General features: G+C 55.3%; 22 protein-coding genes. 13 read left to right on the top strand and 9 right to left on the bottom strand.

Features of this window, described 5'->3' with window-relative positions; all coding sequences use genetic code 11:
* The first annotated feature begins 214 nt into the window (after nucleotides 1-214).
* Nucleotides 215-274, top strand: coding sequence for a protein YpfM (gene ypfM, locus EBA31_RS27210; protein ID WP_100396732.1), 60 nt, complete (start codon nucleotides 215-217; stop codon nucleotides 272-274).
* Between the two features lie 269 nt (nucleotides 275-543).
* Here the strand turns inward: ypfM and acrD are convergent, their stop codons facing one another.
* Nucleotides 544-3,657, bottom strand: coding sequence for a multidrug efflux RND transporter permease AcrD (acrD, locus tag EBA31_RS19040; protein WP_020828037.1), 3,114 nt, complete (start codon nucleotides 3,655-3,657; stop codon nucleotides 544-546).
* 280 nt (nucleotides 3,658-3,937) lie between these two features.
* Here acrD and EBA31_RS19035 point away from each other — a divergent pair, with 280 nt between their 5' ends.
* Complete coding sequence (locus EBA31_RS19035; protein ID WP_020828036.1) at nucleotides 3,938-4,216, top strand: helix-turn-helix domain-containing protein; 279 nt, start codon at nucleotides 3,938-3,940, stop codon at nucleotides 4,214-4,216.
* 26 nt (nucleotides 4,217-4,242) lie between these two features.
* Here EBA31_RS19035 and narL read toward each other — a convergent pair whose 3' ends face one another.
* Together narL and narQ are read right to left on the bottom strand one after the other, a co-directional pair.
* On the bottom strand, nucleotides 4,243-4,875 hold the full coding sequence (gene narL / locus EBA31_RS19030) for a two-component system response regulator NarL (RefSeq protein ID WP_020828035.1): 633 nt from the start codon (nucleotides 4,873-4,875) through the stop codon (nucleotides 4,243-4,245).
* Nucleotides 4,876-5,036: 161 nt separating this feature from the next.
* Nucleotides 5,037-6,719, bottom strand: coding sequence for a nitrate/nitrite two-component system sensor histidine kinase NarQ (gene narQ, locus EBA31_RS19025; RefSeq protein ID WP_122079975.1), 1,683 nt, complete (start codon nucleotides 6,717-6,719; stop codon nucleotides 5,037-5,039).
* 401 nt (nucleotides 6,720-7,120) lie between these two features.
* Between narQ and napF the strand changes: the two genes are divergently transcribed.
* The 6 genes from napF (at nucleotide 7,121) to nudK (ending at nucleotide 12,200) form a co-directional block, all read left to right on the top strand.
* Complete coding sequence (gene napF / locus EBA31_RS19020; RefSeq protein WP_020828033.1) at nucleotides 7,121-7,621, top strand: ferredoxin-type protein NapF; 501 nt, start codon at nucleotides 7,121-7,123, stop codon at nucleotides 7,619-7,621.
* On the top strand, nucleotides 7,611-7,877 hold the full coding sequence (gene napD / locus EBA31_RS19015) for a chaperone NapD (protein ID WP_020828032.1): 267 nt from the start codon (nucleotides 7,611-7,613) through the stop codon (nucleotides 7,875-7,877). The genes napF and napD overlap by 11 nt, the downstream gene beginning before the upstream one ends.
* Complete coding sequence (napA, locus tag EBA31_RS19010) at nucleotides 7,874-10,360, top strand: nitrate reductase catalytic subunit NapA (RefSeq protein ID WP_122079974.1); 2,487 nt, start codon at nucleotides 7,874-7,876, stop codon at nucleotides 10,358-10,360. Before napD ends, napA begins: the two co-directional genes overlap by 4 nt.
* A gap of 54 nt (nucleotides 10,361-10,414) precedes the next feature.
* Nucleotides 10,415-10,864, top strand: a complete 450-nt coding sequence (napB, locus tag EBA31_RS19005) for a nitrate reductase cytochrome c-type subunit (protein ID WP_041414810.1) — start codon at nucleotides 10,415-10,417, stop codon at nucleotides 10,862-10,864.
* Between the two features lie 11 nt (nucleotides 10,865-10,875).
* Nucleotides 10,876-11,493, top strand: coding sequence for a cytochrome c-type protein NapC (napC, locus tag EBA31_RS19000; protein ID WP_020828029.1), 618 nt, complete (start codon nucleotides 10,876-10,878; stop codon nucleotides 11,491-11,493).
* A gap of 131 nt (nucleotides 11,494-11,624) precedes the next feature.
* Nucleotides 11,625-12,200 (top strand): GDP-mannose pyrophosphatase NudK, encoded by a 576-nt coding sequence (nudK, locus tag EBA31_RS18995; RefSeq protein ID WP_046372968.1) that lies wholly within the window; start codon nucleotides 11,625-11,627, stop codon nucleotides 12,198-12,200.
* A 48-nt stretch (nucleotides 12,201-12,248) separates the two neighbouring features.
* On the opposite strand, the gene EBA31_RS18990 is transcribed toward nudK, so the two are convergent.
* From EBA31_RS18990 to EBA31_RS18970, 5 genes are all read right to left on the bottom strand, one after another.
* A complete protein-coding gene (locus EBA31_RS18990) occupies nucleotides 12,249-12,671 on the bottom strand; it encodes a helix-turn-helix domain-containing protein (RefSeq protein ID WP_122079973.1) in 423 nt (140 codons plus the stop codon).
* Between the two features lie 114 nt (nucleotides 12,672-12,785).
* Nucleotides 12,786-13,334, bottom strand: a complete 549-nt coding sequence (gene ureE, locus EBA31_RS18985) for an urease accessory protein UreE (protein WP_122079972.1) — start codon at nucleotides 13,332-13,334, stop codon at nucleotides 12,786-12,788.
* Nucleotides 13,335-14,109: 775 nt separating this feature from the next.
* Nucleotides 14,110-16,104, bottom strand: coding sequence for a transketolase (tkt, locus tag EBA31_RS18980; protein ID WP_122079971.1), 1,995 nt, complete (start codon nucleotides 16,102-16,104; stop codon nucleotides 14,110-14,112).
* A gap of 17 nt (nucleotides 16,105-16,121) precedes the next feature.
* A complete protein-coding gene (gene tal / locus EBA31_RS18975; RefSeq protein ID WP_046372969.1) occupies nucleotides 16,122-17,072 on the bottom strand; it encodes a transaldolase in 951 nt (316 codons plus the stop codon).
* A gap of 295 nt (nucleotides 17,073-17,367) precedes the next feature.
* A complete protein-coding gene (locus tag EBA31_RS18970) occupies nucleotides 17,368-17,961 on the bottom strand; it encodes a lytic polysaccharide monooxygenase (protein WP_020828023.1) in 594 nt (197 codons plus the stop codon).
* A 405-nt stretch (nucleotides 17,962-18,366) separates the two neighbouring features.
* Between EBA31_RS18970 and EBA31_RS18965 the strand changes: the two genes are divergently transcribed.
* Entirely contained in the window at nucleotides 18,367-19,308 is a 942-nt protein-coding gene (locus tag EBA31_RS18965; RefSeq protein ID WP_020828022.1) for a LysR family transcriptional regulator, read from the top strand.
* 96 nt (nucleotides 19,309-19,404) lie between these two features.
* Here the strand turns inward: EBA31_RS18965 and EBA31_RS18960 are convergent, their stop codons facing one another.
* On the bottom strand, nucleotides 19,405-20,904 hold the full coding sequence (locus tag EBA31_RS18960; RefSeq protein WP_115058347.1) for a glycosyl hydrolase family 18 protein: 1,500 nt from the start codon (nucleotides 20,902-20,904) through the stop codon (nucleotides 19,405-19,407).
* Nucleotides 20,905-21,200: 296 nt separating this feature from the next.
* On the opposite strand from EBA31_RS18960, the gene EBA31_RS18955 reads away from it, so the two are divergent.
* From EBA31_RS18955 to EBA31_RS26845, 4 genes are read left to right on the top strand one after another with little or no spacing between them, the layout of a single operon-like run.
* On the top strand, nucleotides 21,201-21,527 hold the full coding sequence (locus EBA31_RS18955) for a phage holin, lambda family (protein WP_020828020.1): 327 nt from the start codon (nucleotides 21,201-21,203) through the stop codon (nucleotides 21,525-21,527).
* Nucleotides 21,517-21,918 carry a M15 family metallopeptidase gene (locus tag EBA31_RS18950; protein ID WP_122079970.1) on the top strand — a complete coding sequence of 134 codons (402 nt, stop codon included), beginning with the start codon at nucleotides 21,517-21,519 and terminating at the stop codon, nucleotides 21,916-21,918. Before EBA31_RS18955 ends, EBA31_RS18950 begins: the two co-directional genes overlap by 11 nt.
* On the top strand, nucleotides 21,915-22,298 hold the full coding sequence (locus tag EBA31_RS18945) for a DUF2570 family protein (RefSeq protein ID WP_122079969.1): 384 nt from the start codon (nucleotides 21,915-21,917) through the stop codon (nucleotides 22,296-22,298). The genes EBA31_RS18950 and EBA31_RS18945 overlap by 4 nt, the downstream gene beginning before the upstream one ends.
* The gene (locus EBA31_RS26845; protein WP_162302858.1) at nucleotides 22,288-22,452 is read left to right on the top strand and encodes a hypothetical protein; all 165 of its coding nucleotides are present in this window, start codon (nucleotides 22,288-22,290) and stop codon (nucleotides 22,450-22,452) included. Before EBA31_RS18945 ends, EBA31_RS26845 begins: the two co-directional genes overlap by 11 nt.
* Nucleotides 22,453-22,753 lie beyond the last annotated feature (301 nt).

Here is a 22,753-nt window from a genome sequence, read left to right as displayed (position 1 = left end):
CGCCAGCCAATGGCGGTCGGTTTAGATCTTTTATCTATCTCATTTGCTGGATTGATATCGGAAGGGAATAGCCGCAGTTCTTGCTCGATAAGATAAGTACGAAAATGTGCACTGTCCCCTGTTTTCGCGGGTGGCATCGTTCCCGAGGTGCTTCACTTGCTCAAAAAACAAGCGTAGAATTCGCTTCGTCTATTAATTGAGGTTGTGAATTATTATGGTTGATCGTGAGTTGGGAAACTGGAAAGACTTCATCGATGAGATGTTAGGTAACTGACACTGCGGTAAAGTTGATAGCAAGGTTGGTTTATTGGTTGGTCATTGAAACACCTTGGGATCGAGCCTCGGGTTCGAAATAAAGCAGCATCGGTTACCCGACGCTGCTTTTTTATGTCCGTTATTCCCCTGCGTCTTCCGTTGTAGTGGCTAAATACCCGTCATACTTAAAGCTGCATCTTTGTTGGCTTTCCTCACTCACCCCAGTCACTTACTAGTGTAAGCTCCTGGGGATTCGCTGCGTTGCCGCCTCGATGCAACTCCAATTATTTAGGGTATAGGTTGCTTGCCTGGGAAACGGCGGCGTACCAGCACGAAGAATAATGGCACGAAGAAAATCGCCAGCAGGGTAGCGGAAATCATGCCGCCCATCACCCCGGTGCCCACCGCATGTTGGCTGCCGGAGCCGGCGCCGCTGCTGATGGTCATCGGCAGTACGCCGAAGATAAAGGCCAGCGAGGTCATCAAAATCGGCCGCAGGCGCATGCGCGAGGCTTCCAGCGTGGCTGACATCAGATCCTGCCCTTTTTGATTCAGCTCGTTGGCGAATTCGACGATCAGAATGGCGTTTTTCGCCGACAGCCCGATAATGGTCAGCATCCCCACCTGGAAGTAAACGTCATTTTCCAACCCACGCAGCCAGGTGGCGGCAACGGCACCAATCAGGCCGAGCGGCACCACCAGCATCACCGAGAACGGAATCGACCAGCTTTCATAAAGCGCTGCCAGGCACAGGAACACCACCAGCAGTGAAATGGCGTACAGCGCCGGCGCTTGCGAACCGGAAAGGCGTTCCTGGTAGGACATGGCGGTCCATTCCAGACCGAAGCCGGTCGGTAACTGGCTGACGATTTTCTCCATTTCCGCCATCGCGGTACCGCTACTGACGCCCTCAGCCGCTTCGCCGACAATCTCCAACGCCGAGTTGCCGTTATAGCGTTCCAGACGCGGCGAGCCGTATTCCCAATGCGAGGTGGCGAAGGCGGTGAACGGCACCATGCCGCCTGCGCTGTTACGCACGTACCATTTGTCGATATCGCCGGGCAGCATGCGGAACGGTGCGGCAGCCTGCACATACACCTTCTTCACCCGGCCGCGATCGACAAAGTCGTTGACGTAGGTGGAACCCCAGGCGGTCGACAGCGTGTTGTTGATGTCATCGATGGAGACGCCCAGCGCCTGCGCCTTGCGTTGGTCGATATCGATTTGCAACTGCGGGCTGTCATCCAGGCCATTGTGACGCACTCGTGAAAGCAGGGGATTGGCCGCAGCCAGTTGCAGCAGCTGATCGCGTGCCGCCATCAGTTTGTCGTGCCCCAGGCCTGCGTGATCTTCCAGTTCCATATCGAAACCGGATGAGTTGCCCAGGCCGGTGATGGCCGGCGGGCTGCTGGCTATCACCCGAGCCTCGTTAATCTTATTAAACTCATGAGTCGCGCGATCGATGATATCGAAAGAGCTGTTGGCACCTGAGGTGCGCAACTCCCAGTCTTTCAAACGAATAAACATACGCGCCACGTTCTGTCCGTTACCGCCCGGCCCGGCACCGATGGTGGAGAACACCGACAGCACATCTTCTTTTTCTTTGGTCAGGAAGTAGTTTTCCACCTTTTCCACGACCTTGGTGGTTTGCTGCAGGGTCGATCCTGGCGGCAGCTGCACCTGAACGGTGAATACGCCACGGTCCTCCTGAGGCAGGAAGGAGGTCGGCAGCTTGATGAACAGCAGCGCCATCCCGCCGAGCAGCAACACGTAAATCAGCATATAACGCAGGCTGGAATGGAGCACCCGTGCCACACCACGCTCGTAGCGGTCGGCGTTGCGGTTGAACATGCGGTTGAACCAGCCGAAGAAGCCGCGCTTGCCGTGATGGTGGCCTTTGGCAATGGGTTTGAGCAGGGTGGCGCACAGGGCAGGGGTCAGGATCATCGCCACCAGCACCGACAGCACCATGGCGGAAACGATGGTGATGGAGAACTGGCGGTAAATGGCGCCGGTAGTGCCGCCGAAGAACGCCATCGGGATAAATACCGCCGACAGCACCATGGCGATACCGACCAACGCACTCTGGATTTGCCCCATGGATTTGCGCGTAGCTTCCCGTGGCGGCAAGCCTTCTTCGCTCATCACGCGTTCGACGTTTTCCACCACCACGATGGCGTCATCCACCAGCAGCCCGATGGCCAGCACCATGGCGAACATGGTCAGGGTGTTGATACTGAATCCGCAGGCGGAAAGGATGGCAAAGGTGCCCATCAGCACCACCGGCACGGCGATGGTGGGGATCAGCGTGGCGCGGAAATTCTGCAGGAACAGGTACATCACCAGGAACACCAATACAATGGCTTCCAGCAGGGTTTTCACCACGTCTTTGATTGAGGCCTTAACGAACGGGGTGGTTTCATAGGCGACTTTCGCCTCCAGCCCGTGCGGGAAATACTGCGACAGTTCGGCAATCTTGTCTTTCACCAACTGATCGGTTTGCAGCTCGTTGGCCCCGGACGCCAGCTTGATGTTCATGCCGGCGGCCTGCATACCGTTATAGCGGCTGAGGTAATCGTAGTTTTCGCCACCCAGTTCGATGGTGGAAACATCGCCCAGCGTCACCAGTGAGCCGTCCTGATTGACCCGCAGGGTGATTTGCTTGAATTGTTCTGGCGTTTGCAACTGCGATTGCGCGTTAATGGTGGCGTTGAGCGCCTGCTTGTCGACCGACGGCGTACCGCCAAGCTGTCCGACCGCCACCTGCGCATTCTGCGATTGGATCGCGCTGACCACGTCCTGGGTGGTGAGCTGGTAGCTGTTGAGCTTGTTGGGATCGAGCCAGATGCGCATGGCGTATTGCGAGCCGTAGACGTCCATGCTGCCCACGCCGTTGATACGGCTGAGCGGATCCTGCAGGTTGGAAACGATGTAATCGGCAATGTCCTGCTTGTCCATGCTGCCGTCGGTGGAGACGAAGGCCACCATCATCAGCGTGGTATCGCCGGATTTCGACACCGTCACGCCCTGGGTCTGCACCGCCTGCGGCAGCCGTTTGATAGCCGCCTGCAGCTGGTTTTGCACCTGCTGCATCGCCTCGTTAGGATCGGTGCCGGCCTCAAAGGTCAGCGTGACCGTAGCCCGGCCTGTATTGGTGCTCTGTGACGACATATACATCATGTTGTCCAGGCCGGTCATGTTCTGTTCGATAATTTGGGTGACGGTGTTTTCCAGCGTTTGCGCCGAGGCGCCAGGGTAGTTGGCGCTGATGCGAACGTTTGGCGGCGCGAGGTTAGGGTACTGTTCCACCGGTAATGAAAAAATCGCCAAGGCGCCGGTCAGGCAAAGAATAATTGCCAGAACCCAGGCGAAAATCGGGCGATCAATAAAAAAATTGGCCATGCAGCGCGAACCTCGTTGTGACTTGTTCTATCTTTAAGACGCATCAGAATTGCGTTTATCAGCGGCTGGGAAGGATTCCGGCGCTTATGCACTTTACTCGGGAAGTGGGAGTAAAGCGTGGAGAAAAAAAGGAGATAATGTAAATAACGGTAGGATAAACGCGCAATATTGCCATCATTGCCGTTAAAAACGTCATTAAGACAATTTTATTGCAATCAAGGACCTGACCGCTGGGGTTCCCGCGACGTCATCAGGACTCACCTTAAAGCAGGAGCAAGGCATGGAAATTAACCCGGTATTTGCCCGTCGTCTTTATCTGTGCTGGTTAATCAGCCACAGCGAACGGCCAAACGTCCCGCGGCTGATGGAATTGACCGGCTGGCCGCGTCGCACCCTGCAAGACGTGTTGAAAGCCTTGCCGGGCTTGGGAGTGGCATTGCAGTTTGTTCAGCAGGGCGTGCGCAATAACGACGGTTTTTACCAGTTGGAAAGCTGGGGGCCGATCAACAAGAGCTGGGTTCACCAGCATCATCAGGCGCTGCTTGCCGCCATCGAATAAACCCTCCCCGGCGCGCCGGGGAAGCCTTATTGACTCCGGTGTTCCAGATACATCACCGTCGCGGCCACGCGTGAACGCACGTCCAGTTTGCGCAGCATGTTACGGATATGCACCTTCACCGTCTCTTCAGAAATATGCAGTTGCGCCGCCACCTGTTTATTGGACAGGCCACGCGCCACTTCCTGCAAGACGTCCAGCTCGCGTTCGGTCAGCTCGGCAAAGGGATTATGTTGTTCACTGCGGGATAACAGGTAGTCCGCCACCGCGTCGCTGATCACGTTTTGTCCTTCCGCCGCTGAGCGAATATGCTCCAGCAGCTGTTCAGGTTCGCTGTCTTTCAGCAGGTAGCCGTCGGCTCCCGCGTCAATCAGCGCATAAACGTCGTTGCGCGAGTCTGATACCGTCAGCACGATGATCCGCGCATCGACGCCTTCATTGCGCAGCGCTTTCAGCGTGTCCAGGCCGGATAGACCTTTCATATTCAGATCGAGCAGGATCACGTCCGGAGCCTGCTGCAGCGCGAAAGTAATGGCTTCGTTGCCGTTGCTGGCTTCGGCGACCACGTTGAACAGCGGATCCAGCCCCAACAGCTGCTTGATGCCTCGGCGCATCAGCGGGTGGTCGTCGACGATCATCACTCGGTAATTCTTCATCACCATGAAATATGCTCCCTGTAGCGAGTAAAGCCACTCAAACGCGCTGTCCAGCACGCTTCACAGTGGGACTGACTCTTATAAAATAGTGGCAATTGGCGCCACAAACATCCTGAAATGACCGTCGGACATCGTTAAACCGTAACGAAGGGTGAACGGCCGTGGTTTTATGGCGGAAATGTCAGGCGGACTTCCGTGCCGTCTGGCTCACCCCGCTGGATGCGCAGCGTTCCCCCCAGCCGCGCGGCGCGTTCGCTCATGATGGTCAGCCCGTAGTGACCTTCAGGTTCATTCAGGCTGGCAATACCGCAGCCATCGTCAGCGATGCTGATCCTGTTGTCACCCTCGGCCGTGACCTCACAGCGAATCACGATCTCCCGTGCATCGGCATGTTTGATGGCGTTGAGCACCGCTTCACGCACAATTTGCAGCGCATGTACCTGCTGCTGAGCGTTAAGCGCCTGGGAAGAAAGCCGACAGTGTAACTGAATCCGCGCTGTGGTAAGAACCTTTAATGGCGCCAACAATTGGTTCAATGCGGTGTTCAAGTCGGCTTCCTGAATGTTCAGGCGGAAGGTGGTCAATAGCTCGCGCAGCTGGCGATAAGCATCGGCCAGAGCCCGATCAAAATCGGCGATAATCTCTTGTGCGTCGGGGGTGCTGTCCGCCAACGTGCGCTTGAGCAAAGTGAGCTGAATACGTAAAAACGACAGGGCCTGCGCCAGAGAGTCGTGCAGTTCCCGGGCGATAGTGGCGCGCTCTTCCATCAACAGGAATTGCATGTGCTGTTTCTGCGCACGGTTAAAATAAACCCCGCGGCTGAGCATGTTGGCCACGCTCTGCATCAGGTGCGGATGCGGCGGGTGTTCCTGATATTGCCAGCTCAGTTCCCCCAGAGGTTTGTCGCCCTGGATGATGGTCAGCGATTGCCAGTCCAGCGTCGACGAAGGGAGACCGCTGTGCAACTGCCATTCGCTGAGGCTGTCCGCCACTTTTAAGCGGATGCAGTGCAAATCTTCACTTTGACGCACGATATGCAGGATTTTCTCAAAAGCCTGCTGATCTATCTGCCGCACGCTCAGCGCCTGCGAGCAGTTGTACAGCACCTCCAGCGTCTTGTTCGCCTGCTGCAGGCGCTGGGTTTTCACCTGCACTTTCTGTTCCAGCGACTGGTAAAGTTTGGCCAGATCGCCGGACATGGCGGTAAAGGCCTGCGACAGCACGCCCAGCTCGTTCGGCAGTGCGGTATCCAGCGGGAGATGGTTAAAGTCGCGCTGTTGCACACGCTGGCTGGCGTCTACCAGATGCTTGAGCGGCGCCACTACCTGACGGCGCATAAAGCGGATGCAAAACAGCACCAGACCGATGATGGCGATATAGCCCACGACGCTAATGGTGGCCACGATGGTCAGTTTCAACTCGGAATAACGCTGCAGCGCTAACACGAAATGGTCAATCTGGTTCACATAGCCGGCGATATTGGTCTGATAATCGGCCGACTGACCGGCCTGGATTTGCTGTGCCAGTGGTTGCCAGGCGTGCTGCAGCGACAGGTATTTTTCCCGCACGTCTGCAGGCACGTAAAAACGATCGAGCTTTTGCAATGCCGGGGCCTGCAGAGACTGCTGATACTGCAGCAGGTGTTGTTCCAGCTCCGGGGCGGAGCGGGTGAGATCATAGGCCAGCCGGTAGCTCTGCATGCGCAGTGAACCGGCGATGTTGACCGCTTCGGCATCGCGCAGGCTGTCCGCGACGGTGGTCAGCGCCAACCCGGTAGAGAGCACGGACAGAATCACAATGCAAAACAGCGCCTTGGCCAGGCTGCTGGTCACTGAACGTTTAACAAGCAATCCTTCATCCTTCTCTTGCAGGCAATGGGCATTGCCGGGTTTCATTCGAAAGCAAAATTATAACTTTTGCAACTAAAATGCGCGGCATTGTGCGCCAGGTCGTTCGTCGCAGCGGTAAGCACCTACGTTATATAATCAACTAGATAGCGTTTGACGGCAGATCGGGGACGAAAACCCCGCGACCCCCATTAATAGATTGATCTGGCGCAAGCTACCCCCGTATTTACCCCTTTAGGGGGATTATATACCCCCCGCGCTCCTCTTATCTTACCCCCGTCTTTCTCAGGGGTTTATGCCTGTCAGCATGATGAAACCCACTGGGCACAGCAGCAATAATAACAATACAAAAACAGGTTCTATTTACACGCGATGCCGTGTTTGCAATGTCAAGGATAACCAGCATGACCATATTGTCGCGACGCAAACTGCTCGGAGGACAATGGCGTCAGCCAACCGCTGCGATCCGTCCCCCGTGGTCGCGGCAAGGATCCCTTTTTATTACCGATTGCACCCGCTGTCAGGCCTGCGTTCGCGCCTGTGAAACCGGGGTGCTCATCAGCGGCAGCGGCGGTTTTCCCGAAATTGATTTCCAACGCGCGGAATGCACGTTTTGCGGGCGTTGTGCGCAGGCCTGCGCGGAACCCGTGTTTCGTCCACTGACGGAAACCCCCTGGCGACAACACGCGGTATTCGGTACTGCCTGCCTGGCACAGCGGGGCGTGGAGTGCCGCAGCTGCCAGGACAGCTGCGAGCCCCAGGCGATCCGCTTTCGGCCCCGCTTGGGCGAAATGGCGCAGCCGGTATTGGATGCGGCAGCCTGCAACGGCTGCGGCGCCTGTGTCGCCGGTTGCCCGACCGGCGCCGTCACCTTAACCCAGAGCGAAAATAATAATGATGAATAGCGAATGGCATGTCAGCGGTCTGGTCGTGCAGGCGAGACCGGAAAGCTTTCCCCAACTCGTCACGGCCTTGCTGGCGATCGCTGACACGGAAATTCCGGCGCAGGATCAGCAGAACGGCAAGCTGGTGGTAGTGATGCAAGCGGCATGCTCTCAAGGGCTGCTGGAAAAAATTGAGTCGGTGCGCAATCTGGATGGCGTGCTGGCGGTATCGCTGGTTTATCACCAGCAGGACACTCAAGGTGAGGTAACGCCATGAAACTCAGTCGTCGAGACTTCATGAAAGCTAATGCCGCGGTAGCCGCTGCGGCCGCCGCCGGGCTGACTATTCCCACGGTGGCACAGGCGGTGGCGGGCAGTGCTGACGCTATCAAATGGGACAAAGCGCCATGCCGTTTCTGCGGCACCGGCTGCGGGGTGCTGGTCGGCACTCAGAATGGCCGTATTGTTGCCTCGCAGGGCGATCCGGACGCGGCGGTCAACCGTGGGTTGAGCTGCATCAAAGGCTATTTCCTGCCAAAAATCATGTACGGCAAAGACCGTCTGACTCAGCCGCTGCTGCGCATGAAAGACGGCCAGTACCATAAAGAAGGCGAATTTACCCCGGTCAGCTGGCAGCAGGCTTTCGACGTCATGGCCGACAAGTTCAAGCAGGCTTTGAAAGAGAAAGGCCCAGAGGCGGTCGGTATGTTCGGCTCCGGCCAGTGGACGGTGTGGGAAGGCTACGCTGCCGCCAAGTTGCTCAAGGCCGGGCTGCGTTCCAATAACCTGGATCCTAACGCACGTCACTGCATGGCGTCGGCGGTGGTGGGCTTTATGCGTACCTTCGGCATGGACGAACCTATGGGCTGCTATGACGATATCGAGCAGGCCGACGCCTTTGTGCTGTGGGGCTCCAACATGGCGGAGATGCACCCGATCCTGTGGTCGCGCATTACCGACCGTCGCCTGAGCAACCAGCACGTCAATGTCTCGGTGTTGTCCACCTTTGAGCACCGCAGTTTCGAACTGGCGGACAACGGCATGGTGTTCACGCCGCAGACCGATTTGGCGATCATGAACTATATCGCCAACTACATCATTCAAAACAACGCGGTGGATCAGGACTTCCTGAATCGGCACGTCAACTTCCGCCGCGGTGCGACGGATATCGGCTACGGCTTGCGCCCGACGCATCCGCTGGAGAAAAAAGCGAAAAACCCGGGTTCAGATGCCTCCGAGCCGATGAGTTTCGAAGAGTACAAAGCCTTCGTGGCGGAATACACGCTGGAAAAAACGGCCCAAATGAGCGGCGTGCCGGAAGACCAGTTGGAAGCGCTGGCGAAGCTGTATGCCGACCCGAACATCAAGGTGGTGTCGTACTGGACCATGGGCTTCAACCAGCATACGCGCGGCGTGTGGGCCAATAACCTGTGCTACAACCTGCATTTGCTGACCGGCAAGATCTCCAAGCCCGGCTGCGGGCCGTTCTCCCTGACCGGCCAGCCTTCTGCGTGCGGAACCGCACGTGAGGTCGGGACTTTCTCTCACCGTCTGCCGGCTGACATGGTGGTCACCAATGAGAAACACCGCCAAATCGCCGAACAGAAATGGCTACTGCCGGCCGGCACCATCCCGGCGAAAGTCGGTTTGCATGCGGTGGCGCAAGACCGTGCGCTGAAAGACGGCAAGCTGAACGCCTACTGGGTGATGTGTAACAACAACATGCAGGCCGGGCCGAACATCAATGAAGAAAGGATGCCGGGCTGGCGCGATCCGCGCAACTTCGTGGTGGTGTCCGATCCCTATCCGACCGTCAGCGCATTAGCCGCCGATCTGATCCTGCCGACTGCCATGTGGGTGGAGAAAGAGGGCGCCTATGGCAATGCGGAGCGTCGTACTCAGTTCTGGCGTCAGCAGGTGAAAGCGCCGGGCGAGGCAAAATCCGATCTGTGGCAACTGGTGGAGTTCTCCAAACGCTTCAAGGTTGAGGAAGTGTGGCCGGCCGATCTGCTGGCGCAAAAGCCGGAATATCGCGGCAAAACGTTGTACGACGTGCTGTTCGCCAACGGCCAGGTCAATAAGTACCCGCTGTCGGAAATCCCGGCGGACCAGCTCAACGATGAAGCGCGGGAAGTCGGCTTCTATCTGCAGAAAGGGTTGTTTGAGGAGTATGCCGGTTTCGGGCGTGGCCACGGTCACGATTTGGCGCCGTTCGACAGTTACCACCAGGCACGCGGTCTGCGTTGGCCGGTGGTGGACGGCAAAGAAACGCTGTGGCGCTACCGCGAAGGAACGGATCCGTATGTGAAGGCGGGCGAAGCGGTGCGTTTCTACGGTAAACCCGACGGCAAGGCGGTGATCTTTGCGCTGCCGTTTGAACCGGCGGCGGAAAGCCCGGACGGCGAATACGATCTTTGGCTTTCCACCGGTCGGGTGCTGGAGCATTGGCACACCGGCACCATGACCCGACGGGTACCGGAGCTGCATCGCGCCTTCCCGCAGGCGGTGTTGTTTATCCATCCGCTGGATGCCAAAAGCCGTGGCCTGCGTCGTGGTGACAAGGTCAAGATGCTGTCGCGCCGCGGTGAGGTGATCAGTTCTGTCGAAACTCGTGGCCGTAACCGCCCGCCAAGAGGGCTGGTGTACATGCCGTTCTTCGATGCGGCGCAGTTGGTGAACAACCTGACGCTGGACGCCACCGATCCGCTTTCTAAAGAAGTCGACTTCAAGAAATGCGCCGTGAAGTTGCAGAAGGTGTGAGGCTGACGAATTGCGAATGAAGACCCCATTTTATTACCCGGGAGCCAAATAAAAATGAAAAGCCCTGTTATGAAAAAGACGCTTGCCCTGTGGGTGACCTTATTGTCGCTGGCGTTCGCCGGCCTGGCGTTTGCCGCGGGTGATGTTGATCTCAGCAAGTCTCCCGAAGTGTCCGCCTCGGTCGGCGGGCCGATTTCGATGCCGAAACAGCAGGAACGGATGGCGCTGAACTATGTCAATCAGCCGCCGATGATCCCGCACAGCGTTGACGGTTACCAGATCAGCAAGAACACCAACCGTTGCCTGCAGTGCCACGGGGTGGAGCATTACCGCACCACCGGCGCACCGCGCATCAGCCCGACGCACTTTATGGACCGGGACGGCAAGGTGCTGAGCGATGTCGCGCCACGTCGCTACTTCTGCCTGCAGTGCCACGTACCGCAAACCGACGCGGCGCCGATTGTCGGCAATGATTTCCAGCCCATGCCGGGCTTTGGGCGCTAAGCGGGGGAGCTATGAGCGAACGCAAACACACCACGACTGAGAAAAAGCCCGGCCTGCTGTTACGTTTATGGCGCTGGTGGCGCAGGCCAAGCCGCCTGGCGTTGGGCACGCTGTTGCTGCTGGGCTTTGGCGCCGGGATCATCTTCTGGGGCGGCTTCAATACCGGCATGGAGGCGGCGAATACCGAGCAGTTCTGTATCGGCTGCCATGAAATGCGTGAAAACGTCTACGAGGAGTACATGGGCACGGTTCATTACAACAACCGCAGCGGCGTGCGTGCGACCTGCCCGGATTGCCATGTGCCTCATGAATGGGCGCCGAAAATGCTGCGCAAGATAAAGGCCAGCAAGGAGCTGTACGCCAAGGCGTTCGGCCTGATCGACACGCCGCAGAAGTTTGACCAGCATCGGCTGGCGATGGCGAGCAACGAATGGGCGCGAATGAAGGCCAACGATTCTCAGGAGTGCCGTAACTGCCACAACTTCGAGTATATGGACTTCACCGCACAGAAAACCGTGGCGGCGAAGATGCACGACAAGGCGGTAACGGAAGGCAAGACCTGCATCGATTGCCACAAGGGGATTGCGCACAAGCTGCCGGACATGCGCGACGTTCCTAACGGGTTCTAAATCTTTTGCGGTCAAATGCCCCGTAGCGCTCCATGAGCCGCGGGGCTTTTTTGTTGCAAATCCATTGCCCCTTCGGCGCTTAATCGCGGTATCATTTTTGCGTTTCAGCTAACGGGAAAGAAGAAGGGTTCATGTCGGCGAAAATTGAGAATGTGAAGAAAGAGCTGCTTTCTGATAACTGGTATGTGCTGCACAAATATACTTTTGATCTCAAGCGTAAGGATGGCGGCTCCGTTCAGCAGATGCGCGAAGTCTACGATCGTGGCAATGGCGCCACCATTTTGTTGTACAACCGTGCCAAAGGGACCGTGGTGCTGACCAATCAGTTCCGCATGCCGACCTATGTGAACGGCAACGACAGCGGCATGCTGTTAGAGGCCTGTGCCGGCTTGTTGGATGCCGATTCTCCAGAGCAATGCGCCCGTCGCGAAGCGGTAGAAGAAACCGGTTTTCAGGTCGGTGACGTGCAGAAGATTTTCGAAGCCTATATGTCGCCAGGCGGCGTAACCGAAATCGTCCATTTCTTTATTGCCGAGTACCATGACGACGAGCGCAATGCGGCCGGCGGCGGTATCGAAGACGAAGATATTGAGGTAGTAGAAATGCCCTTTACCGAAGCGGTGGCGATGATTGCCGACGGCCGTATTAAAGACGGCAAAACCATCATGCTGCTGCAGTACCTGCAAATTCATCGGATCATGGGCTGAGACCTGCTGGTCATCTCGCCGGTGAACGGCGAGATGACCCCACGTTCGCTAACTATGCTTGTGGGCGTTAGGTGGGCCCGTCGGTATTTTTTGTGGCATCGTCGGCATGTATAAGGAATGGCAGAGCCGCTTATTGTTCAATTGCTTGCTTCTCCTCAGCTCGCCTGGCGTGGTCTTTAGCTGTTTTTTGAATATTCGGGTAAAAACCTGCTGAGAGTCAAAGCCATAGTCTAGTGCGATATCCATGATTTTTCTGTCGGTGAACCTCAGGGCGATCGCCGCCTCGGTGACTCGTCGCATTCTGATATATTGGGCAATGGTCAGTCCGGCATGCAATTTGAAAAGCCGCTGAATATGGAATCTGCTGTAGCCGGATTTCTTGGCAATGGTCTCTATATCCAGCTCTGCGCCCAAATTGCTTTCTATCCATTTAAGCATGTCATTAATAAAAATCTGCATATTAATTGCCATGGAAAACTCCTTTTATCGCATCGGCTTTTTGGGGTGTTCATACTCTGTTGCTTGGGTGAATGGCCTCTGATTTATAAAAAGAATGCTGACAGCGAGCGGGGTAGGTTACTGGTGTCATGCATGGCTAGAGGGAAAGATACCGTCGAACAGCAGATCGATTTCATTGGGGGTTAACAAGGATGAAATATCGGCGCCGTTGACATACCAATAGGACAGCGAGTGGAAACTGTTTTCTTTGAACAGGGCGTCCAACGTGCTGGTCGCGATGGTGATCGGGACGTAAACCAGGTTGTTCTTTATCATGGCGTGCAGCTTATGCTGCCCCAAAATCAAACCCAGTTTGAACGTATAGTGAATAATGGCGTCTGCATTGATGCAGAGCAGGCGCTGCAGGTTAATTACCATAATGTCATGCGAGATAACCTTCACGATAACGGCGTTTTTCGTCTCTTCATCCCAGATTAAAATGTCGCCATCCGCCAGTGAGCTGTTGGGCGGCATAAACACGGCCAGCCTCAGCCCATCATGGGTGGATTGTTGATGACATTCCTTTTCCAACTGCGCAGCGTCCAAAATAAGGTAGTCTGGTGAGGTTCCGCTGATCTTGTCTTGCCACTCTTTGTGCTGATTTATGTTTCCAAGTGTTTCGCTGATAATAATCATGGAGTCTCCCTCATGTTGGATGTAAATATCCCTATTTCATTTGTTGGCTGATTCTAAATGCGGAAGGAAACATTTTTTGTCTTATGATTTTTTATTTTATTCCTTTGTGGTTTTAAAATAGGAATGAAAATTACACGCTATAATCGTATCGTTCAATCTATTAATTTTTATTTTTTGATCGGTCAAATCTATCGGTGCTATCGATCGAAAAATAACTATCAATAGTTACAACCTATTGAATTATGATGTGTTTATTTTTAAGTTATTGATTTTTTTCTGCATTTTAACTTTATTGTTTGAGTGTGTGCGAATTATCCTAAGGAATACAGACTCATTGGTTATATGAGATGTTTACCAATATTCCGTTTTGCAATAAAAATAATGGCACTAAAAATCAATAAATATCTCAGAAATTGATTTCTTAATAAAACTATCGCGGGAGTTATTTTGTTTTAATTATGCCATTGTGATGGGGTGGGCGCCGTTTAAAATAAAGTAAGGGTATAAGCTACCCGATTATGATTAACTCAATCGAGGGTGGGGAATATAGAATTTAAAGCGCGTATCTGCCCAAATGAAAAAGCCCGGCAAGATGCCGGGCTCAGATTGATGACAAAGTCCTTTGCAGTTAAAAATTCCGATCTGGGGACGAATAAAAACAAAGAATTATGTCTTCAGATTTACCCCAAACAGCCGAAAACCACGTTTTTTGGCTGTTTGTCATTAGACTAGCCCGGCAAGGTGCCGGGCCTGGGGTAATGCGACGCGAGATGCCTTATTTCAGCAGTGCCTGCGCCTTGGCCACCACGTTATCCACGGTGAAGCCGAACTCTTTGAACAGTTGCTCTGCCGGTGCCGACTCACCAAAGGTGGTCATGCCCACGATAGCGCCGTTCAGGCCCACGTACTTGTACCAGTAGTCCGCGATACCCGCTTCCACCGCCACGCGGGCAGCGACCGCCGCCGGCAGCACGGATTCACGGTAAGCCGCATCCTGCTTGTCGAAGGCGTCGGTAGACGGCATCGAGACCACGCGCACCTTGGTGCCCGCCGCGCTCAGCTTGTCTGCCGCTTCCACGGTGATGCCCACTTCCGAACCGGTGGCAATCAGGATGACGTCCGGCGTACCGGCACAGTCCTTCAGCACGTAGCCGCCGCGGTAAACGTTGGCCAGCTGCTCCGCGGTACGCGGCTGCTGGGTCAGGTTCTGACGCGAGAAAATCAGCGTGGTCGGGCCGTCATTGCGCTCGATGCCGTACTGCCAGGCAATCGCCGATTCCACCTGGTCACACGGACGCCAGGTGCTCATGTTCGGGGTCACGCGCAGGCTGGCAATCTGCTCAACCGGCTGGTGCGTCGGGCCGTCTTCGCCCAGACCGATGGAGTCGTGGGTATAAACGAACACGTTGCGGATTTTCATCAGCGCCGCCATGCGCACCGCGTTACGGGCGTATTCCACGAACATCAGGAAGGTCGCGGAGTACGGCAGGAAGCCGCCGTGCAGCGCGATGCCGTTGGTGATGGCGGTCATGCCGAACTCGCGCACGCCGTAGTGGATGTAGTTACCCGCCGGGTCAACGTTCAGCGCTTTCGAGCCGGACCACATGGTCAGGTTGCTTGGCGCCAGGTCAGCGGAGCCGCCGAGGAACTCAGGCAGCACCTTGCCGAAGGCTTCCAGCGCGTTCTGCGAGGCCTTGCGGCTGGCGATGTTGGCCGGGTTGGCCTGCAGCTGCTCGACGAAGGCTTTGGCGTCGGCTTTCCAGTTGGCCGGCAGTTCGCCGTTCATGCGGCGTTTGAACTCGGCAGCCAGTTCCGGGAAGGCCTTGGCGTAGGCGGCGAACTTGTCGTTCCAGGCCGCTTCTTTCGCCTTGCCGGCTTCTTTGGCATCCCACTGGGCATAGATGTCCTGCGGGATTTCGAAGGCGGCGTATTTCCAGCCCAGGGCTTCGCGGGTGGCGGCCACTTCGGCGGCGCCCAGCGCAGCACCGTGCACGTCGTGGGTCCCGGCCTTGTTCGGGGAGCCGAAGCCAATCACGGTTTTGCACATCAGCAGGGACGGCTTGTCGGTGACCTTGCGGGCTTCTTCAATCGCGGCCTTGATGGCATCCGGGTTGTGGCCGTCCACGTGACGCACCACGTGCCAGCCGTAGGCTTCAAAGCGCTCGGCGGTGTTGTCGGTGAACCAGCCTTCCACGTGACCGTCGATGGAGATGCCGTTGTCATCGTAGAACGCAGTCAGTTTGCCGAGCTTGAGGGTACCGGCCAGGGAACAGACTTCGTGAGAGATGCCTTCCATCATGCAGCCGTCGCCCATAAAGGCGTAGGTGTGGTGGTCGACCACGTCATGGCCCGGGCGGTTGAACTGCGCGGCCAGGGTGCGTTCGGCAATGGCGAAGCCGACGGCGTTGGCGATGCCCTGGCCCAGTGGGCCGGTGGTGGTTTCCACGCCTGGGGTGTAGCCGTATTCCGGGTGGCCCGGGGTTTTGGAGTGCAGCTGGCGGAAGTTTTCCAGCTCGCTCATCGGCAGGTCGTAGCCGGTGAGGTGCAGCAGGCTGTAAATCAGCATGGAGCCATGGCCGTTGGAGAGGACGAAGCGGTCACGGTCAGCCCAGTGCGGGTTGGTCGGGTTGTGGTTCAGGTAGTCACGCCACAGGACTTCGGCGATGTCCGCCATGCCCATAGGTGCACCCGGGTGGCCGGAATTTGCTTTTTGTACGGCGTCCATGCTGAGTGCGCGGATGGCGTTGGCAAGCTCTTTACGAGAGGACATGTTTTACTCCAGAGTGATTACAGTTCAGCGGACAGCATGTCTTCCAGCTTTTGCTGGTCAACGGCGAACAGACGAATACCTTCGGCCAGTTTTTCAACGGCCATGGCGTCCTGATTATGCAGCCAGCGGAATTCGGCTTCGGCCAGCGGGGCGGGTTGGTGGAAGGCTTCGGTGGATGGCGTCAGTTTGCGTTCTACCGGTTGCTCGCTTTGTTTGAGCTGCTCCAGCAGGTTCGGCGCAATAGTCAGACGATCGCAACCGGCCAAAGCCAGGATCTGCTCAACCTTGCGGAAGCTGGCACCCATAATCACGGTCTGATAGCGGTGCTGTTTGTAGTATTCATAAATGTTGCGCACCGATTTGACGCCCGGATCCTGCTCGGCGTCATAGTCTGCAGCAGGCTGTTTGGCCTGATACCAGTCATAGATACGCCCCACGAACGGGGAAATCAGGAACACGCCGGCTTCGGCACAGGCTCGGGCCTGGGCAAAAGAGAACAGCAGCGTCAGGTTGGTGTTGATGCCTTCTTTTTCCAGTTCTTCGGCGGCTTTGATGCCTTCCCAGGTGGAGGCCAGCTTGATCAGAATACGCGACTTATCAATACCCTGTTCCTGATACATGCCGATCAGCTTACGCGCCTTGGCCACGCACATGCCGCGATCGAAGGACAGGCGTGCGTCCACTTCGGTGGAAATGCGGCCCGGCACGCTTTTGAGAATTTCGACGCCGATGTTCACCGCCAGTTTGTCGCTGGCGTTGATCAGTTGGGTTTCTTTATTGCCACCTTGCTGGCGGGCATAGTTCAGAGCTTCGATGATCAGTGGCTTATATTGAGGCAGCGCAGCGGCTTTCAGAATCAATGAAGGGTTAGTGGTGGCATCCTGCGGTTCGAACTGGCGGATGGATTCGATATCGCCGCTGTCGGCTACCACCGTGGTGAGCTGCTTGAGTGCGTCTAATTGGTTCATTAATAAGCTCCTTGACCAAACGTCAATGTAGGGAAATGAGAACGTTTTTCATCGTAGGCTGAACACACTGCATCAGAAGCCCGATGATTAAAATGCGCTTTTTCTGATTGTTGCGATGGATAAGAACAATGGATCCCGAAACGAGCCAGGTAGGGCGCGGTTTTGCAGCCGCTTACCGCACCTGCGAAGGCGGTATCAGTATGGGCTGACCGAGGGGAAAAAGATGTGGCATAGCGCACTCGTAATAAAAAAGGGTTCAGCACCTGGCTGAACCCTGTGGTATTTCCCTTCCTTATTATTTGGTCAAGTTAACGTCAATCGCCTGATAGAAGGCATTGGTCGTATCTGCTACATCCCACACGGCGAGGATGACGTGCGAACCGCTACGGTCTGCAGGTATGTTGCACTGGTGGGTGACCTGCGCGGCTGGAATCGCACCGCCGTCGTTCTGTTGACAGAACGGCGTCAGGTCAAAGGACGCACGGGTCAGTGGCTGCGACGCATCCCAGTTCGGCTTGGTAATGAAATAACGCCAGCTGGTGGTGCTGTGGCGAGCGGTCAGTCTCCAGGTGAAGGAGTTGGCGCCGGTGTGCAGATTGATCTTGTTCCAACGGGTTGGCGTTTGCTGATCCAGTTCGAAGAAGGTGGATTTGTCGGCGCTGGCGATATGCCCGTCAGCCGGACCCGCCTGTGGGAAGCCTTTCAAGCCTTCAACGCTCTGTGGTTCATATTGCACACTGCCGCATTGGGTATTGAGCTGCAATTTGCACTGATAGGAGCGGCTGGCCGGCGTTTCGACGTAACCGTGGGCGGCGGCCTGTTGTGATACGCCGAACAACGCGGCGCTCAGCAGGCCAAGGGACATAAGGGTACGGGAAGTATTGTTCATAAGTCACTCCTGACGGAAGTTGTATTGTAAGTTGGGTTTATTTTCACCGACAAAAAGAGAGGTTATTAAAAAATTAAAAACATCATTCTTGGCGGCTTGTTTTATTTTTACCCTTAGACTCAGCTGTCAGGGTGGAATGTTTTATAGGCTATTAACTAAAATTATTATGATGATTGTCTTTTATTTCTTGATTGAATTTATTTAAACGCTGCTGTCTAAAAAAACGGCGTCATGATGAATTTTATTTAAAGTGTTGATGAATAGTCTTTCAGATGACGTGCTGCAATATAGAGTATATTGCTTGTGGTTTTGCTTACTCTTGTGTGACTTGAACGACTTTTACGCGCCAACCACTTGGGAATTTAGTGTCATTTTTTTCTTATTTTATGTCAAAGAGGAATTTGTATGACTAGATTATCCCTGGATGCGATTAAAATAATCAGCACCATCAAAAGTACCGGCTCTTTCTCAATGGCGGCGGAGGCGTTGCATAAAACCCCTTCGGCAATATCTTACCGGGTTTCCAATATAGAAAGTAAACTCTGCGTGAAACTTTTTCATCGTAATGGCCCGATGATTACCCTGACGGATGAAGGGGAATTCCTGCTGCAGGAAGGTGGCTGGATTTTAAATGCGGTACAGGATCTGGAAAGTAGGGTAAGAAACATCCCAAAGTTCGATAATAATATCCGCATCGTGGTTGATAATTTCTTTCCGCTGGAAACGCTCACCCAGGATATCCGCGACTATATCCAGCACAGCCCAAACGCCAACATATCCGTGCAGCGTGAAGCGTTGAATGGCACCTGGGATGCGTTGAAGAACAACCGGGCGGATTTGATTATTGCCATCGGCCAGATCCCGGACAGCGTGCAGGCCAAGACGCTGATGCTCGGCAAGCTGAATTTTGTGCTGTGCGTTTCTCCTTCTCATCCCTTTGCGGCGCAGAAAAAGCCGGTGGATAAAAACCAGCGGCTGAACGATATCGTGGTGGGCATTGCCGACAGCAGCCACGAGCTGCCCAAGCGTAACCATGGCGCCATGCCGTTGCAGCGCCAACTGATGGTATGCGACGTCGAGAGCAAATTGGCGCTGTTGAAGCGGGGTATTGGGCACGGCTTCTTGCCGCCGGCGCTGATAGAAAAAGAGCTGGCCAGCGGCGAGTTGGTGACGGTACCGGTCGATATGCAAAAAGGCGATGAAATGATTTGGCTGGCCTGGCATCCGGCCAGCAAAGGGGCCGGTTTTAGCTGGTGGCATGAGCGGCTGACGCGCAAAAGCGACGTCTTCAGTCTGCTGGGGCGGGAAGTAATACGTGATGGGGGTTATCCTTGGTGTAACAACTGAGGGAGTGACCACGAAGGGATGCGAAAATTAAACGTTTAAAGCAGTAAAAACCCCGTCGCCATCAGCCCCGGGGTTTTTTTATGTCGTCGCTGACCGTTACGCCACGCGCCCCACTTTCAGCCAGGCGGTATCGGAACCCGGCACGGCAGTGATATAGCCCCACTTGGCCTGCCAGACATAGCCCTGATACGACACCAATGCTCCCTGGTTATAGGTGGTACCGGCAACGTAGGCCGGGGCGCTCATGATTGGCAGATTACCTGGGCCAACGCCGGTATAGCGCAAGCCGGTGCCCATATCCAACTGGCTGTCGTCATAGTCCGGTGCGTTGAAGTAACGGTCGAGTGAGGCCAACAGATCGCCATTGCGGTTGTCCTGGCCCAGGTGCCAGAACATCACGCCGCCCAGTTGCTGCTGTTTGATGTACTTCGCCTTGTACTTGAAGCTTTCGGCATCGTCATAGGTGACGAACAGGCCATTGGCCGCGTGGTACAGATACGGCGTTTTGGTTTTATCGTTCCACAGGCGCTGATAGCCGTAGTTGCCCAACAGCATTTGCTCCAGCTGGCGGTAAGAGGCGATGCGCGGATCCTTGTCGCGGACGCACTCTTCACAGCCGACTAACCAGTAATCGGTGCCAGGGAAGGGATCTTCCCCCGGCGTGCTGTGGCTGCTGTACTGGCCGCCGTTAGTGGCGCTGACGCCTTTGAACGCCCGGCCGTAGAACGGCACGCCCATGACGATTTTGCTGCTCGGCACGCCTTCCAGCATCAGATGTTGCTGTACGGCGGCGTCTACCGTCAGGCTGAACGGGCTGGGGAAGGCGCGAGTCAGCTCTTCCCAGCTCCAGCCGAGATTGGCTTCACGCAGCGCGTTATAGAAGGTTGGCCCGGCGCTGTCGCCAAACAAGCCTGCCTGATGGTTGGTGATTTTTTCCCATGGACCGGCCAGATCGTAGGTCATCAGGTTGATGTAATCGAGTGAGGCGACGATCTGCGGCAGCTTGCTGTAGTAGCGCGACAGGAAGAACGCGCCACCTGCACCGGCGATGGTCAGTTGGTAAGGCAGCGCCTGACGGCCGTCGGCCTGGGTTTGCTGATTGAGCAGGGTGCGGATTTCCTGCAGCGCGGCGACAAAACCGTCGACCTCGCTGCTCTGCGGGTATTCCCAGTCAATGTCTACGCCGTCAAAGCCATAGTCTTTCATGATGCGGACGCAGGATTGCGCAAATTTGGTGCGTGCCGCCGGGGTTTTGACCGCGTTGACATAGTTGGCATGGGACACCCCCAGATCGTTGGAGTAATACCAGCCGCCGATGGAGAACATGATGCGCAGATTCGGGTTATGCGCCTTCAGCGCAGTCAAACGGCTAACCACATCACGCGCCTTGGCGTCATTGGTTTCCGGATCCCAGGCACACTCCAGATTGCTGTTAATGTCGAGGAACGAGAAATTAATGTGGGTCAGTTGCCTGGCCTTGGCCGGTGTAATATTGGACACCGGGAAAGGTACGATTGAAGTATCGGACTCGGTATAGTGATTAATTTGGTTAGTAGGAATGAAATAATAACCAATAACGGCTTTACGTTCTGACATGGTATTTCTCCAGAGTTAAGGTTTTTGTCATTGAGAGTGAATCTCCCGCCGCTATTAATGTTTATTTATCGGATAAAGAGAAGTCGAAATAAATCACAATAAAGATGAATTTTTTATCGGCTTGCCAAGTTATTTGGCAGGGCGGTGTTGTGCCATGGGTGAGCATGAATGAATTTGACTTTAGAGGCTGTATTTATTCATTTGCTTTGTTATAGCATCCTTAACTAGATTCTGATGGTACCGATATTCCACCGGCCGTGATTGGCGTTTAATTAAAATAAAATAGGAGTGTAGCTATGTCCAGCTTAGAGCCAGACGCTGTTGGCTTAATTATCCAGCGAGCATGTGAATATCTTCAGCCGGTGATGAATGCCATTTTGGCAGGGCTCATGGCGCTATTGCACGGGGCTTATCGCAATGTCGGTATGCGGCGCCGTTTATTAAATGCAGGCATGTGCGCGTTATTGGCCTGGACGGTGCGCGACGCTTTGGCGCTGACCGGGCTGGAATTAAAGTGGGCGAACCTTGCCAGCGTGCTGATTGGTTTTCTTGGGGCTGATTATATCAGCGCATTAATTAAAAGATTTATTGGCAAAAAAACGGGGTTTAAAGATGATAAATGAAATTGAAGACATTCGTTTTACCGCACGCAGCGAGACCAATTTAATGGACGTGCATCCGGATCTGGTGCGGGTGATGCGGCTGGCGCTGCATTATTCTCTGGTGCCTTTTTCCATCACCGAAGGGCGCCGCAGCATGGCGCGTCAGCGTGACCTGGTGCGGGGTGGGCAAAGCCAGACGCTGAAAAGCCGCCATTTGACCGGCCACGCGGTGGACGTGGTGGCTATGCCGGCAGGCGTGGTGTCCTGGGAGTGGGACTATTATGCGCAAATCGCGGTGGCGGTCCGTCGTGCCGCGCGAGAGTGTGCGGTTGCCGTTGAGTGGGGCGGGGAATGGAAGACGCTGAAGGACGGGCCGCACTTCCAGCTTTCCTTTAAGGATTACCCGGCATGAGCGGTTGGCTGAGCTGGCTGGCGCAGGGCGGATTGCTGCTGTTGTTGTTGGTAGCCATCTGCCTTGGCGGCTACAGCTCGCTGTTGTCGCACCGGCTGGAGCTGGCGCGGCAGCAGGCGTTAGAGCAGCAAAAGACCCTGGCGCAGCAGGCGGGGTTGATTGCCACGCTGCAAACTCAGGATGCACAGAATCGTGCGCTGATGGCGGCTCAGCAGCAACAGGAGCAGCAGTTGCGGCAGCAAAGCGATGTTTATCAGAGGAAATACCGTGAAGCGATTAAAAATGACGCCTGCGCTGGGCAGCCTATGCCTGGCGCTGTTATTGAGCTCCTGCGCCCAACAGCCGCAGCCGGCAGTGCCGGTGGTACTGTTGCCCCCTGAAACGGTGTTTATTCCGTGCGAGCAGCCGCAACTGCTGGGCAATACCTGGGGCGATGCGTTGAGTTATACCCTGGCGCTACAAACCTCGTTACAAATCTGCGCAGGCCGGGTGGCCACGCTGAATGCCTGGCGCGCCCAACTGCCAGCGCACTGATGGCAGTGTTTTTCTTCTTCGTCCTGTGGTACTTCTTTTTTTACTTTTATAAAACTATTTCGATCAAGGTTTTGGCCCGCTTCAAAGTTTGTGACGTTTCTCTCACTATACTACAAGGCTGCGTCCTGCCATTGTAGGTGAGCGCCAGCCCTTCGGGCCGCGCCCCAAAAAACCGTACTTAGCGTTGTCGGGTTTGAACATAGGCACGTTATGTCCAGCATCCTCCGCCTTGATTACGGGCTTTTGGGTCTGCGACGCTGGCACGAACAATGGCAGGACACAGCTTAATAGCCTTACCTCA

This window comes from Serratia sp. P2ACOL2, assembly GCF_003691565.1.
In the GTDB taxonomy this organism is placed as follows: Bacteria; Pseudomonadota; Gammaproteobacteria; order Enterobacterales; family Enterobacteriaceae; genus Serratia; species Serratia liquefaciens.
The sequence above is the reverse complement of the archived record's forward strand: the minus strand, read 5'-3'. Positions and strand labels throughout refer to the sequence as shown.